This is a genomic window from Citrobacter farmeri (assembly GCF_019048065.1).
Classification (GTDB): Bacteria; Pseudomonadota; Gammaproteobacteria; order Enterobacterales; family Enterobacteriaceae; genus Citrobacter_A; species Citrobacter_A farmeri.
In genome coordinates, this window is sequence record NZ_CP077291.1 from 908,464 (window position 1) to 922,744 (window position 14,281).

14 protein-coding genes are annotated in these 14,281 nt (G+C 50.6%); 6 read left to right on the top strand and 8 right to left on the bottom strand.

What is annotated here, in order from left to right:
- Window positions 1–3: 3 nt before the first annotated feature.
- The 4 genes from I6L53_RS04235 to I6L53_RS04250 all read right to left on the bottom strand — a co-directional run bounded on the left by I6L53_RS04235 (window position 4) and on the right by I6L53_RS04250 (window position 5,592).
- Window positions 4–2,556, bottom strand: a complete 2,553-nt coding sequence (locus I6L53_RS04235; RefSeq protein ID WP_042322363.1) for a fimbrial outer membrane usher protein — start codon at window positions 2,554–2,556, stop codon at window positions 4–6.
- On the bottom strand, window positions 2,537–3,289 hold the full coding sequence (locus I6L53_RS04240) for a fimbria/pilus periplasmic chaperone (protein ID WP_042322365.1): 753 nt from the start codon (window positions 3,287–3,289) through the stop codon (window positions 2,537–2,539). The genes I6L53_RS04235 and I6L53_RS04240 overlap by 20 nt, the downstream gene beginning before the upstream one ends.
- 52 nt (window positions 3,290–3,341) lie before the next feature.
- Window positions 3,342–3,875: a fimbrial protein gene (locus I6L53_RS04245; RefSeq protein WP_042322367.1), complete on the bottom strand. Its 534-nt coding sequence runs from the start codon at window positions 3,873–3,875 to the stop codon at window positions 3,342–3,344.
- Between the two features lie 835 nt (window positions 3,876–4,710).
- A complete protein-coding gene (locus I6L53_RS04250) occupies window positions 4,711–5,592 on the bottom strand; it encodes a nickel/cobalt efflux protein RcnA (protein WP_042322368.1) in 882 nt (293 codons plus the stop codon).
- Between the two features lie 119 nt (window positions 5,593–5,711).
- Between I6L53_RS04250 and rcnR the strand changes: the two genes are divergently transcribed.
- Window positions 5,712–5,984 (top strand): Ni(II)/Co(II)-binding transcriptional repressor RcnR, encoded by a 273-nt coding sequence (gene rcnR, locus I6L53_RS04255; protein ID WP_042322371.1) that lies wholly within the window; start codon window positions 5,712–5,714, stop codon window positions 5,982–5,984.
- A gap of 27 nt (window positions 5,985–6,011) precedes the next feature.
- Here the strand turns inward: rcnR and I6L53_RS04260 are convergent, their stop codons facing one another.
- Together I6L53_RS04260 and I6L53_RS04265 are read right to left on the bottom strand one after the other, a co-directional pair.
- Window positions 6,012–6,323, bottom strand: a complete 312-nt coding sequence (locus tag I6L53_RS04260; RefSeq protein WP_042322373.1) for a hypothetical protein — start codon at window positions 6,321–6,323, stop codon at window positions 6,012–6,014.
- 20 nt (window positions 6,324–6,343) lie between these two features.
- Complete coding sequence (locus I6L53_RS04265; protein ID WP_042322754.1) at window positions 6,344–7,045, bottom strand: helix-turn-helix transcriptional regulator; 702 nt, start codon at window positions 7,043–7,045, stop codon at window positions 6,344–6,346.
- A gap of 601 nt (window positions 7,046–7,646) precedes the next feature.
- Here I6L53_RS04265 and I6L53_RS04270 point away from each other — a divergent pair.
- Both I6L53_RS04270 and I6L53_RS04275 read left to right on the top strand, forming a co-directional pair.
- Complete coding sequence (locus tag I6L53_RS04270; RefSeq protein ID WP_167382399.1) at window positions 7,647–8,444, top strand: winged helix-turn-helix domain-containing protein; 798 nt, start codon at window positions 7,647–7,649, stop codon at window positions 8,442–8,444.
- The gene (locus I6L53_RS04275) at window positions 8,431–8,901 is read left to right on the top strand and encodes a hypothetical protein (protein WP_042322378.1); all 471 of its coding nucleotides are present in this window, start codon (window positions 8,431–8,433) and stop codon (window positions 8,899–8,901) included. Before I6L53_RS04270 ends, I6L53_RS04275 begins: the two co-directional genes overlap by 14 nt.
- Before the next feature lie 29 nt (window positions 8,902–8,930).
- On the opposite strand, the gene I6L53_RS04280 is transcribed toward I6L53_RS04275, so the two are convergent.
- Window positions 8,931–10,160, bottom strand: coding sequence for an amino acid permease (locus I6L53_RS04280; RefSeq protein ID WP_042322381.1), 1,230 nt, complete (start codon window positions 10,158–10,160; stop codon window positions 8,931–8,933).
- A gap of 142 nt (window positions 10,161–10,302) precedes the next feature.
- Window positions 10,303–10,758, bottom strand: a complete 456-nt coding sequence (locus tag I6L53_RS04285; protein ID WP_042322384.1) for a multidrug/biocide efflux PACE transporter — start codon at window positions 10,756–10,758, stop codon at window positions 10,303–10,305.
- A 101-nt stretch (window positions 10,759–10,859) separates the two neighbouring features.
- Between I6L53_RS04285 and I6L53_RS04290 the strand changes: the two genes are divergently transcribed.
- The 3 genes from I6L53_RS04290 to kduI all read left to right on the top strand — a co-directional run bounded on the left by I6L53_RS04290 (window position 10,860) and on the right by kduI (window position 14,281).
- The gene (locus I6L53_RS04290) at window positions 10,860–11,735 is read left to right on the top strand and encodes a LysR family transcriptional regulator (RefSeq protein WP_042322387.1); all 876 of its coding nucleotides are present in this window, start codon (window positions 10,860–10,862) and stop codon (window positions 11,733–11,735) included.
- Window positions 11,736–11,846: 111 nt separating this feature from the next.
- A complete protein-coding gene (locus I6L53_RS04295) occupies window positions 11,847–13,025 on the top strand; it encodes an acetyl-CoA C-acetyltransferase (protein ID WP_042322389.1) in 1,179 nt (392 codons plus the stop codon).
- A gap of 419 nt (window positions 13,026–13,444) precedes the next feature.
- The gene (kduI, locus tag I6L53_RS04300) at window positions 13,445–14,281 is read left to right on the top strand and encodes a 5-dehydro-4-deoxy-D-glucuronate isomerase (RefSeq protein WP_042288966.1); all 837 of its coding nucleotides are present in this window, start codon (window positions 13,445–13,447) and stop codon (window positions 14,279–14,281) included.

A 14,281-nucleotide genomic window follows, 5' to 3' on the forward strand; every position in this document is an offset into this window, starting at 1 on the left:
TCATTATTCCTGGCGACAAGGTAGCGTGAGTTGATACAACGGCGTGTCGCTCGTCGTCGGCAATTGATACCAGACCTGGCATTGTTGCGCGGCATTCTTGCCCCACTTAACGAACAGTACGCCGGACTGCGCGGCGATTCGGGCGTAGATTTGTCCGCCCTGGCCCATGATGCCAATGGCGTCACCGTTGCTGTCCGTGACGTCCGCGCCCATCGGGGGCAGGCTGCCGTCGGGTAGGGTGGTATTGATCAATGTCGCTTTGCCGCGAGTCGTCTTAAACGTCACACGGGAAATGGCACCCGCATAGGGAACAAGGCGCTTGCTGCCGCCCTGAAGTTCGACGTCATCGGCCATATTCTGGCTGTCGAGGCTGATGGTGTTATAGCGATAGGGCGTTAGGGAAGGGAGGATCGCGTAGCCGAAACGGTCTACCGTTGCACCCTGACCATTACGTATCACCGCGCCGCGCGCGCCGGGGGCTTCCACCAGTGCGAAGGTGTCGCTGGTATACGGGCCGGCGGTAATTCCGCCGCGATGGGCGACCAGCGTACTGGACATCCCCAGCCCGTACTGCTGATAACTGTCGCCCCGGGAGGCCCAGGCGCGGAAGGCGCCGACGGAGGTACGCTGTTCAATGTTGCCGCCCCAGGTTGAACTATCGCCGCTCTCATTGTTGTGTTCAATGCCGCTGTAGAGCGCCCACGAGGTCGTACTTTTCTCGCCCGTCGTCCCGCTCATCCCGACCGTTGCCGTCCGGCTGTCGCGGCTGCGGTTCATGTCCAGATTGATCTGCGAACGGCTGGAGCCAAAGTCGAACGGAATCGAAATCCCCAGCGACACGGTGTTTTCAGTGTATTTACGCTGGTTATCATTATCGAAATCGCGATCGTTGACGCTGCTGAAGTAGCGACTGGAATAAGTACTACGCTGACGCGCGGCGCTGACATTGATGCTGATATCCCGCCAGCTATTGCTGTAACCGAGCTGTAGTTGAGTGATACGTGAGGCGTTGTTGTAGTAATCCGACGTGCTGCCGGTAAAGCTCAGCATGCCCCAGTTGCCCATCGGCTGGCTGAGGGTCGCCGAGAAGTTGTTCCGCTGATTGAGCGTGTCGGAATAGTAGGTGGTACCGTTTTTTTCCTGGCGACGCACGCCGAGCACGTCCTGCAAATCACGATAGCCGCTGGTGGAATAGCGATATGCCGCGAGGACCAGGTTGGTGCCCGTGGTGAAGGTTTTACTGTAACTCGCCTCGACGCGCCAGCCCTGTTGCTTCTCGTCATTTTCCACACGGGCGTTGGAAAAAACCGTGTTCAGACCGAATGCGCCAACGGAGGTCGCCAGCACGCCGCCGGCGAGAATGGCCTGATAATTATCCGCCAGTCGCGTCCCCATATTGGCCGTCAGCACGTTGCTCATCCCACGCTGCAACACGCCTTCTATAAACTTATTTTCCACGCTGTAGTATTGACGAACATAGCCCATCGCCAGTTCGTAGTTCCAGTTGCCGGGACGAATCGAGTCCGGTACGGCGGAGTAGGGGACGGTAAAGCGCGATATCTGTCCGTTGGCGTCAACCACATCGACCGTCAAATCGCCCTGACCGCGAGTGTTGTACAGATCGTTAATCACGAAGGCTCCGGGCGCGACGGTGGTCTCGTAGATAACTTTTCCCTGCTGACGCACAACCACATGGGATGTTGTCGTGGCGACGCCGCGTACTTCCGGGGCATAGCCCCGTTTGCCCTGCGGCCACATGCGCTGATCGGTACTGAGCTTCACACCGTTGAATGACAGACTGCCAAACAGACTACTGTTAGTGTAGTTATCCCCGAAGGCAATGATACTGTTCAACGGTGGTAAAGGCCGCTGTACCGAGGTGGCGACCGCATTGTATTTGTAGTGCCCCCCCGTCTGTTTATCATCGGCATAGCGCAGGTTACCCTGATGACGAACCTGCCAGAGGCCAAGGTTGAGCCCCCCGTTGATGTTGCTCCACAGATAGTCATAGCGCAGAGGGTTGTCGGTGTTTTCGGTGTGGTAAAAGTTGGTGTTGTGGCGCAGAAACAGCGCGGTTTCACCGGCATCCCATTCGGAGACCGGGATGAATCCTCTCGGCGAATGTAACAGCCCCGCCTGCGGAATGACCATGTTCAGGCGTAACGTGCTTAAGTCCACTTCCCAGTTGATTTTCTGACCCAGACTGTCAATCGGCAGGCAAACATCCGGTGTTGTATTTTGCTTTGTACGAATGGCGCTGGCGATAATCAGTTCAGGTGACAGGCAGGGCTGAACCTGCGCCTTGTCGCCTTCCGGTTTGACCAGCGAGATCGACGCCTGGTGACGAATCAACTGGTTGTTGAGATAGACGTCGAGCACATAGTCGCCTGGCGCAAGCGCGTCATCCTGCTGATTAAAGCGACCCAAATCCAGTGACTTGCCAACGTCGGAACCCTGCAAAAGCGCCGGGTCAAAGTAATATTCCGCACACGCCGTCGCCGGAACGAATGCCAGGCCGATCAGAGGGGCGACAACGTTATAGCGGATAGTCGGCACTGATGCGTGCTCCCTGATCGTTGATCAAGGTAATGCGTACGCGCTGCGCGTCAGCGGCTCGCGGAAAGTGAAACGTTTCGCTGGCAAAGGGCGAAATCATGTCATTTTTGGGGTGCTGGATTTGCGATGAACCGCCCGGTTGCAGGGCTGCGACCGTGACGAAATAAGGTTGATTGTTCTTAATACTTATCGCCAGTTCTTTATTTCCGCTAATCCGTTTGACCTGCAGATTCTCCAGCATTTTTTGCGGATCGCCGACCAGTCCTGCCGGGCGATAAAAAAGTTTGACCCGATTGCGCAACATAATCAGCAGACTGTTTTGTTTTTCGGTTTGGCTTGCTGATTGTCCGGCATTGGCGGGGGGGATCTGCATGAAATTAAAATAAACCAGTGATTCCCTGTCCTGCGGTAACGCTTTCCCCTGGGTGTAAATAATACGAATAACTTGTCCTTCTCCAGGCTGAATACGAAATGCCGGAGGCGTGGCAATAAACGGAACCTGCGCCGATTTATCCGGGCCATCGGCCATATTGCCGTTATCGAACCAGCTCTGGACAACATAGGGAATGGCATCTTTATTTTTCAGGTGCACATCGGTAGATTTCGCCGCACCATTATAAATAATACGCGTTCCTGTCATCGTAATACTGGCATGCACCTGGCTACAGCAGGTAGCGAAAAAAAGAAACAGGCAGCCTGAAATAAACGGACGATAGCGGTGAGAGGTTCGCATAGTATTTTCCCTGAATGTGAATGGCGGGAGTACATTCCCGCCAGAACTACTCTTACTGATAAGAAACGGCGTATTGCAGTGAGGCCAGCACCGTACCGGTAGTGGCAGAACCACCGCTGTAATACTGGGCTTTATAGGTCGCGCTCGCCGAGGTCTTATTCGCGTCGAGAGAGAGGTCTCCAGTGCCGGTGAAGGCACTGCGGAAATCAATTTCGTCACCGCTGGTGTCGAGAATTTGGATCTCCACATCTGTCGCAGAACCCGTGCTGCCCAGGTTTCCGGTGGCAGAACTGATGTTGTTGCCAACGAAGACCGTCGAGATCTGCACGCCAGAAGGCGAGCCGGTACAGTTGCTCACACCCACATCAAATGTCGTCGCGCCAGCCACCTGATTGGCATTCAGATCGGTGGCAGTCACGGTCGGCAGCAATACCACCGGAGAGGCATCAGAGCCATTTACCGATATTGAGCAAGTCTCGTCACTCACTTCGCCCATAAACGTAATGGTATTGTCAGAGGCCAGTGCATTCGTGGAAAAGAGCGCAGAAGCCATCAGCGCCGAAAGGAAGGCACGATTTAAGGTCATAATATAAACTCCATTTTTTATCAGTCGTATTGATTTACCCTGTGATTCAGGGATCTTCCATGCGCAGGGACATTTATCGCGATGGCTCTGTGCGGGAATAAGGAAAAAGTGAAATTATTGGTAATTTTCTTAAAGGTAAATTATTTCCTGCGCCAGAAATATTTTAACGGCAATGATTGTAATTTCGCAGCGAGCTTAACTTCACCCGGATGAATAAATTTATTTGTCTGTGTGGATATTAGCCGGAATGTTCCTGGAGAGGAAAATCGTTTAAAACGAACAGATAGATTGCGTGTGATAGATTGGGCCTATTGAATTTTGGAAATAGATCGGTAGTAGCTTTTTTAGGAATTTTATATTATTAGATGATTAATATTGAAGTGTTTCATCGGCCGCAAAGCATATTTCTATTTAATTGATTACCTGATTAAGAAAATTCACATTTTATGCTTAAGTAAAACTGAACAGTTAGCCATGCTAATCATTTTTATGATGACATGCCGGGATAAGAATTTTATGTAATTATTCCGCCTCTTTTGGAAGCTAATCATTAAGGGTTCCAGTAATTACAGGCTGTTTGACATCAAAAAACGGGAAAAAAAATTTTCCTCTGCAATTGATGTTGCGTCATTTTTGCCATGTTTATAACAAAAAAGCGCGAGAGTAGACCTTGAAAGGGATAAGTTGTGGTGGTTTTTTGAACAGCATTATGTGTTCCGGGAGAGCAGTCGACTTTTGGGAGCCAGCAAATCATTGCCTTCGCAACGAAGTGGATGGGGTTTTCTGGAAAGAAGAGTGCGCACAGCGACAGGCGCTGTGCGTCAGAAACGTATTTTCAGGAGGCGTGAACAATTCCCATATAGCCATGAATGCCCATATACAATCCGACCAGACCGATCAACAGACTGGAAAAATAGGGGGCTTTTCTTGCCAGTGCGTTGAATCCACTCCAGCGTTTGGCAACCTGATGAACGCTAACCGCAGCACCGACGCCGACGGTCACCAGCGTAATAGCCAGTCCCAGGCTAAAGCAGAGCACCATCGTTGCGCCGAGCGTAAAAGCTTTCAACTGGATGCAAATCAGCAATACGGTAATCGCCGCCGGGCAGGGGATCAGTCCGCCTGTCAGACCGAACAGCAAGATTTGCCCATTGGTCACCTCTTTGCCGTGAAAACGACGCTGAATATCACTGGCATGTGCGCGTTCATGGGCGTCCTGCCAGGCTTTCGATCCCTCCGCCAGTCCTGCCAGATTACCGTGGTCGTGATGATGCTCGTGCTCGTGATCGTGATGCGCATGATCATGGTGTTCGTGGTGGTCATGATGATCATGTTGATGGTCGTGCTCATCATGCTGCATCCCGGTGAGCCAGTTTCGCTCCCCCTGCCACGTCCGCCAGAACATCCATGACGCAGTGCCCAGAATAATGAACGCGGAAATGAGTTGCAGCCAGGGTTCCACGGACTCTGCGGTAAATGCCTGACTGATATACATGCCACCGAGTGCGATCAGCCAGACCACGGCGGTATGGGATAGCGTTGCCGCGAGTCCCAGCATCACCGCCTGCTTGATCGTCCCTTTAATGGCGATGATGAATGCCGCCATCATCGTTTTCGAGTGTCCGGGTTCCAGTCCATGCAGCACACCGAGAAGAATTGCGCTGGGAATGAAAAACCACGCGTTACCTTGCTGAAGAAGTGTTGAAAATTCACCCATGATAATGATTCTTAGTTGCCTGTTTTGTCGGATTCTACTCCCCCCCAGTACCAAATACTACCCCCCAGTAGTAGCGTAATGCTATAATCCAAAAAGATTTATGTTAATGAGGTGTTGCGATGTCACATACCATCCGGGATAAACAGAAACTTAAAGCCCGAACCAGCAAAATTCAGGGGCAGGTCGTTGCGCTGAAGAAAATGCTCGACGAACCTCATGAGTGTGCCGCAGTCCTGCAACAGATCGCTGCGATACGCGGGGCAGTGAATGGATTAATGCGGGAAGTGATTAAAGGGCATCTGACCGAACATATCGTTCATCAGGGCGATGAAGAGAAGCGGGAAGAAGATCTGGACGTGGTTCTGAAGGTTCTGGACTCCTATATAAAATAGCCGGGAACGCAGTCCCGACTCTGTGTCTTAGCAATACACTACCGCCTGATTCCGCTGGGCAATATAGCGCTCAACGTGCTTATAGCCACTAATGGATTCCAGCGCATGCAGCAGGCAGCAGACCGCCCGGGCATTCGTTTGATCGGTTTCGTCTTCGCTATGACTTTGCAACGCTTCTTCACATAACCTGCGCACGGCAGGTGGAAAAGCGAGCTTTTGCAGAGAGTGCTCCAGCTCTCCGAAGGCTATCTCTTTACGTGCCGTGAAGAGCGATAGCAATACCGCACTCAGCACGCGCGTTTCTTCTTCGTAGTATCCCACTTTATATACCTTGTCCATTTCGTTCCCTGTTGTCGGACTCATCTGCGTCTATGCAAATGCACTGCTGTACCATCCGTTTCTTTCAGCAACAGCGGATAAGATGACTTATCGCCAGAGACCGGATGCGAGTGAATAAACAACGAATTGATTCGTCCACCCATTCTTTTCTCAATTCTTTGCTTGTAGGCGTAGACGCTGCGGATATCCATACCCAACAGTTGAGCGATCTGGTGCGGATTACTGCCTGCAACCATATGGCCCAGGATGGTGAACTCCATCTGCGTCAACGTATTCCCTTTGGTGAACGACAAATGCCGCCCGATGAACACCTGCCTGATCTTCTCATTGGCAACATCCAGTCCGTCATCGTGGTAAATGATGGCGGAAATCGCAGGATGCTTTTTACGCCAGTAGTTGGCGAGCGACTGCATGTTACGATCGCTTATCAGAATAATGCCCATGCGTGTACTTGCGAGATATTCTATCCACTCTATATCCAGAAACAGGCGTAAAAAGCTGATAGAAAAATCCACAAAAATATAGCCACTAAGCCTGGCGTTGTGATTATTATTTAGAATCCCTTCAATTACCCCTTTATTAAAATAAATGCTTTCTTCTGGCCACATGCAAAAACAAGCATTGGCACAATACTGTAAGCGGGGTGATTTTTCGGGCATTATTTTACAATGCAAGGTACAACTGCTGCATGTCAAATTCTTTAATTTAACGTCCAGCCCCATATTGAGAGCCTCCCTATCCGTAGATGATTTCATAATTTCATCCGTTTTAAAACATGTCAATACTCTACAAAATGCAACTTTGATAGTGAGGAAATCCTAAAATTTAGTTATTGCTATTATTCCTAATCGCATTTTTTTTTAGGCTATTATCTCTGTATCAATTCAGGTTTCTATCGGGGTCGTTGTCCGGCAGGCAAAGTATGAAAAAACGCCTCCAGGAATTTTGTAACAACCACCAGGAAAATCTATATTGCAAAAATGTTTAAAATTTATCGCTAAATGGCATTAATAGCAAAAAGTTGATCTTATGTTAAATTGTCTGAAACAATTGTAACAATGCCTTGTCTTTTATTAAGTAATACTATTTATCTGTTTGTCCGTTTTTTAAACGTGAAACAATAATAATGTGTGCTGAGTGATAACGCATCTAAAATGGTCTTAATTAAGAATAGATGATCTTTTTCAGATAGAAGTGTATTGATTTATAAGAATTTTTATTTTTGAGCTATGATCATACTGACATATCTATTATATATTTGGTGATCTCTGTATAAGATTTTTGTAGCATGAGATTCATCATGTAAATGCGAGAATGCACACAGTGCCTGAGAAGTACACACACACAACATTATACACAATTAATAACCTGGTTGATTTTCACCCGGGTGACAGAACGCTGACGAATAAAAATACGCAAAAAACAGTCATTCTTCAAAACCCTGCGAGTTTCATACTTTTATATCTCCTTACTCATTGTGGGGTTGTTATTCCGCAAACTCAGCTCGTAGAGGTGGGCTGGGGGGATAAAAACACTATCACTTCAGTCAATACGTTATATCAGACGGTGCTCATACTCAGAAATGCGTTAACCGAAGTCGGGTTGCCGCGCGATCTGATTAAAACCATTGCCCGTCGCGGTATGATGATGACAGCGGAAATTGAACGTACGGAGACGGAATCGGTTGATTATGTGGAGGAGTGCGAGATCGGTGAGGAGGAGCCTACACCGCCTGTGCTGAAGGCGACTCAGTCCAAAATGCGGGCTTCAAGAGAAACGCTAATGATGGGGGTCATTTTACTGTCGGTATTGCTGGTCGGTGTCGGCCTTTCTTTTGGCCTGTTATATCCGACGGCTGAATCGCTGTTTTCTACCTATACCATTATTGATACTACCTCCTTTTCATCCTGTACCCTGTTACTGAAAGGCAATAGTACACTAAATACTCGCTATGCAACTTTTCTGACGAGGCATCCGGATATCTGCCAGAGTCACAAATATGTGTATCTCTCGGGAATGAATAGCGCGAAAAATATTGCGGCAGTTGCCTGTCAGTTTGATGTAAGGGAATATCCTCAGACAAAATGTACGACATGGTACTCAATTAATGATAAAAATTAAAATAGTAGTATTCATTTTACTGGCTGTAGTAGTGATATTGTCAGGCGCAGGTTACTGGTATTCGCATAAGGGAAAAAGTGGAATTGATTGCCGGGGGCGAGTGGTATGGGAAGTTAATGATGAGGAGTTCCGGGGAGACGTTGCCTACCAGATGCATAATAATCAGGGGATAGTGACCATCACCGGTGATTTGCATACGCCGGAAGCGAATAATTATAAAATTAGCCGGATTATCTATTTCACTTATTATACGGTGCGGGACAACTATATTATTCGATCCAATAATCTCGTGCGGTTTCCGAGTGATAATTTAGAGGCGCAAAAAGGATACCGGTCGCTGCCCACGATCTATCTCTCAGAGCACGCTTCTTTCTCGCTATTGATAAAACGTTATCGGGAAGGGTGGGCCTTTACCACGGTTGGCGCTCCCTCGCTGCTATGCCGCAGTAGTGAGTAAACGGCCCGGACGAGCCGTTTACTTCAGTATTAGGCGAGGAACATCACGGACACGCAAAGCAGGCCGACAATCAGGGTGATCAGATTACCAGGTGAGCGATGCGGTTTTAACGCCGGGATCAGATATGTCGACAGGGTCGGCATAATGAACAAAATCATGGCGATGAGCGGTCCGCTGATGGCGTAAATCATTGAGATCGCATTCGGGTTGATGCAGCAGACAATAAAGGTAATAGCTGACACCAGCATGATGGACAGAGCACGGTTAAAGGCCCGACTTTTCTTCACCCCAACCTGTTGCAGGCCGGTTTTGACCACCTCGGTAGCCCCTTCGATGACGCCAAAGTAGGTGCCGAGAAAGGATTTCGACATCGCCACAACGGCGACGATGATACCCGAAATCGAGAGCCACGCCGGGGCGGCAGGCATCATGGATAAGGCCGAGAGAATGGTGACGCCTTCATTTTTAGCGGCTTCAATGTACGAAGGTGGAATCGATAACAGGCAGCTAAAGACGAAGAACAGCACGCTTAAGCAGATGATCAGATAGGCTACCTTCATGATTTTTTTGCATTTACCCATGGCCTGCTCGCCATATTTCTCACGCCTGTCGATGGCAAACGTGGAGATAATAGGCGTATGGCTAAAAGCAAAAACCATCACCGGAATCGATATCCATACCTGATGAAGGGTGTGCTGATCGAACGTCATTTGTTCCGTGAGCAACGAAGGTTGCCAACTGCCGGTCAGATACAGCGAGAGAAATAAGAAGTAGGCGATCAGAGGGAACACCAGAAAGCCCATCACACGAATGGTGGCATGACGGCCCATCAGGAAAATCAGGTTCAGGATTAACACCACGCCGAGGCTGACCGCCATGCGGATGCTCAGGTTAATCTCAAGATACCGGGCTAACTGCTCCGTCAGGGAGTTGGTTATGGCGACGGCATAAATCAGCACCACAACAAAAAAAGCAACAAAGTACAGCGTGGTGATGAGGCTGCCGATCTTCTTACCGTAATAGTGCGTAACCGCGCCGGTGATCCCTTCTCCCGCGGAGGTTTTAGACGAGAGAATGAACTGACATAAGGCTTTATGCGGCCAGTAGGTGAGCGGCCAGGCGACCAGGGCTGTGACAAACAAGACAATCGCGCCCGCGGAGCCAAGCTGGATGGGGAGAAACAGGGTCCCTGCGCCCACCGCAGTTCCATATAACGCAAAACTCCAGAGCGTTTCTTCTTTTGACCAAATTTTCGACATTTCTTGAACGTATCAACTATAAAATAAACAAAAAGAAGCGCAATTTACCATAAATGAGCGGGTGGGCGTGAGGACTGAACGGGAGAAGGGGTGGCAACGGGCCTTGCCGGAACCGTATCGATTCCGGCAAACGTCTGAATTATCAGGCGGTCACGCGCTGTTCGCGACGCTTCACAACGCGTATGCGTAACGTGTCATAGGCCCAGTTGTAGAACATGGTGTAGGGCAGGAAGAACAGGAAGAAGCCAATCTCCAGCGTAAAGGCCTGAATCAGGCTGACGTTCAACACGTACGCCACGATACTCACGCCGATGACAATAAAGCCGCTTTCAAACCCCAGCGCATGAAACGCACGCACTTTCGCTGTTCGCTTCACCAGATGTGAAGGCCAGAAACGGTCAAACAGCGCGTTGTAGATGATGTTCCAGATCATCGCCGTGGTCGCCAGCAGGATCGTCAGTCCGCCCATTTCCAGTACCGATCGCTGCATCAACCAGGCCGTAGTCGGTGCCAGGATCGCCGTGGCAATCCCTTCAAAACAGACAGCGTGGAAAACACGCTCCAGTAACGAACGACGTTGAACCGCATTGTGTTGCATAACTTACCTTTCTTAAAAACGCCCGGATCACGGAATAGGGGGCATTTTATCGTTTTATATGATATCTAAAAGATAGTATCCATCGATAAAGTAGATAGTTCATGCGTTATTCACCTGAAGCCTTAACCGCCTTTGTCGAGACGGTTTCCTGTGGTTCCTTCTCGGCCGCGGCTCGCCGACTGCGTAAAAGCCAATCCACTATCAGCACGGCGATCGCCCACCTTGAAGCCGATCTTGGCGTTCAACTTTTTGATCGTTCCTCGCGTCAACCGGTGCTGACAGAAGAAGGAAAGAAAGTACTCAGCTACGTTCAGGCGATTCTGTCGGCCAGCGAGCGTCTTGATGAGGTGGCGCTTTCGCTGTCTGGCGAAACCGAAGCGCGCCTGACGTTTGTGCTCTCAGACACCCTGCACCCCGATGTGCTGGAGGAACTGATGGTGCAGTTTGATCGCCAGTTTCCGCATACCGAGTTTGAGTGCCTGATTGGTGAAGATGTCGACGTCATCGATCTGCTGCAAAAAGAGCGTGCGCAGGTCGGTTTGATTGAAGCCAGAGACCACTATCCCACCGATATTGGTGCGACGCGCTTGCCGATGCAGACGTGGATGGGACTCTATGTCGCCGCTTCCCATCCCCTAGCGAAAGCGAAAAAACTGCAGTGGGATCAGTTGCACACCTGGCGTGAGTTACGCCTTAACACCTACATCGATCATGGTGCTCAGCTTGCCCGTGGTCCGGTGTGGTCCGCGCCGAACTATTTGCTGTTGTTGAGTATGGCTGTACAGGGTTTTGGCTGGTGTGCGCTTCCCTGTGCGTTGGTGGAGGAGTTCGCGGCGGAAAAACCGCTGGTGCAACTGGACATACCGGGGTGGCCCAAAGCCATTGCGATCGATCTGCTCTGGAGTAAAAAATCACCGCCCGGCGCGGCAGGGAGCTGGTTGAGATACCATTTACAGCAAGGCCGTGTCCCTGGCTGAGGGGCGTTATAACGATTTCCTTTGTGATAAAACTCACTTTTCTTAAACAATCAGGATAACTATTTTTAACAATCCTCTACTATTGCGGTGTTATTTTGCGCTGAGGTCGTAATGAAAGAGGTGGTGATTGTCGGGGCGTTGCGTACGCCAATTGGTTGTTTTCAGGGGACGCTGGCGCGTCATTCTGCCGTTGAATTGGGCAGTATGGTGGTCAAAGCGTTAATTGAAAGCAGCGGCGTGAATGCACATGCCGTTGATGAAGTGATCCTCGGGCAGGTGCTGACGGCGGGGGCGGGGCAAAACCCGGCGCGTCAGTCTGCAATTAAGGGAGGATTACCGAACACCGTTTCTGCTATCACTATTAACGACGTTTGTGGTTCCGGGCTGAAAGCGCTGCATCTCGCCACGCAGGCGATCCAGTGTGGCGAAGCGGACATCGTGATTGCCGGCGGGCAAGAGAATATGAGTCGTGCGCCGCATGTTCTCACCGACAGTCGAACCGGCGCACAGTTGGGCAACAGCCAGCTCGTCGACAGCCTGGTGCACGACGGCCTGTGGGATGCCTTCAATGATTACCACATGGGGGTGACCGCCGAAAATCTGGCGCGTGAATACGGCATCAGCCGGGAACTGCAGGATGCGTATGCCCTCAGTTCGCAGCAAAAGGCGCGCGCGGCCATTGATGCCGGTCGCTTTAAAGCGGAAATTGTTCCGGTTGCCACCCAGCGTAATGGGCAAACCGTGATGATTGATACCGACGAGCAGCCGCGAACCGATGCCAGCGCAGAAGGTCTGGCGCGGCTTGATCCGGCCTTTGAACTGTCAGGGTCGGTGACCGCCGGCAATGCTTCTTCTATTAATGATGGTGCGGCGGCGGTGATGATGATGAGCGAGACCAAAGCGCAGGAGCTGAATTTGCCTGTGCTGGCGCGCATCCGCGCCTTTGCCAGCGTCGGTGTGGATCCTGCGCTGATGGGGATTGCTCCTGTATATGCCACTCGACGCTGCCTGGAGCGGGTCGGCTGGCAGTTGGCCGATGTGGATCTCATTGAAGCGAATGAGGCGTTTGCCGCCCAGGCGCTTTCCGTGGGCAAAATGCTGGAGTGGGACGAACGTCGGGTGAACGTCAACGGGGGGGCGATTGCCCTTGGGCATCCGATTGGTGCTTCCGGCTGTCGTATTCTGGTTTCTTTGGTTCACGAAATGGTTAAACGCAATGCCCGCAAAGGCCTGGCGACGCTGTGCATTGGCGGTGGGCAAGGCGTGGCATTAGCCATCGAACGTGATTAACGCTTCTTTTCCTCTCCCTCTCTGTCTTTCAATCCTGTTCATACCCGTTATGCCGCGCGATAAATCTCCACGGCATAACGGCATTGTGCTGTGCATTCCCTCCGATTTTAGCGCCGGGTAGATGAACTAAACGAATGAACTTACCGCGGTTTGCCCGGGCGTCGTGGTATCGAAGACTCAGGGTTTAATCCTATTCCCTTGTTTTACTATACGATTTTTCTCCCTCACTTAATCATGGGATGAATCGACCGTGATCGAAATTACACTTTTGACAATAAGACGCAGAAAAAGTGAAACGATGTTTTATTTGTAATTGAAAACGGGTTCCTGGAAGACTATCATGGGCGCATAAAGTAAAACGGAACAGCGTTTCGCTCTCCGTTGAGAAATTCCCGCTCAGTACATCACTGGAGGTAAATGTGGACGTAAGACAAAGTATTCACAGCGCGCACGCCAAAACACTGGATACCCAGGGGCTACGCAAGGAGTTTTTGGTTGAGAAAGTGTTCGTGGCTGACGAATACACGATGGTTTACAGCCACATTGACCGCATTATCGTCGGCGGCATTATGCCGGTGGCAAAAACGGTCTCCGTCGGCGGCGAAGTGGGTAAACAACTCGGTGTAACCTATTTCCTGGAACGTCGCGAACTGGGTGTGATCAACATCGGTGGCGCAGGCACCATCACCGTCGACGGTCAGTGCTATGAGATCGGTCACCGCGATGCGCTGTATGTGGGTAAAGGGGCAAAAGAAGTGGTCTTCGCCAGCGTGGATAGCGCGACGCCAGCCAAGTTCTACTACAACTGCGCGCCAGCGCATACCACGTACCCAACCAAAAAAGTGACGCCTGCCGATGTTGCGCCTGTGACCTTAGGCGACAATCTCACCAGCAATCGTCGTACCATCAATAAATATTTCGTGCCGGATGTGCTGGAGACCTGCCAGCTGAGCATGGGGCTTACCGAATTGGCGCCGGGCAATCTGTGGAACACGATGCCGTGCCACACCCATGAGCGCCGCATGGAAGTGTACTTTTATTTCAATATGGAAGAAGACACCTGCGTCTTCCATATGATGGGGCAGCCTCAGGAAACGCGTCATATTGTCATGCACAATGAACAGGCGGTTATTTCACCAAGCTGGTCGATTCACTCCGGCGTGGGCACCAAAGCCTATACCTTCATTTGGGGCATGGTCGGTGAAAACCAGGTCTTTGATGACATGGACCACGTAGCGGTGAAAGATCTGCGCTAG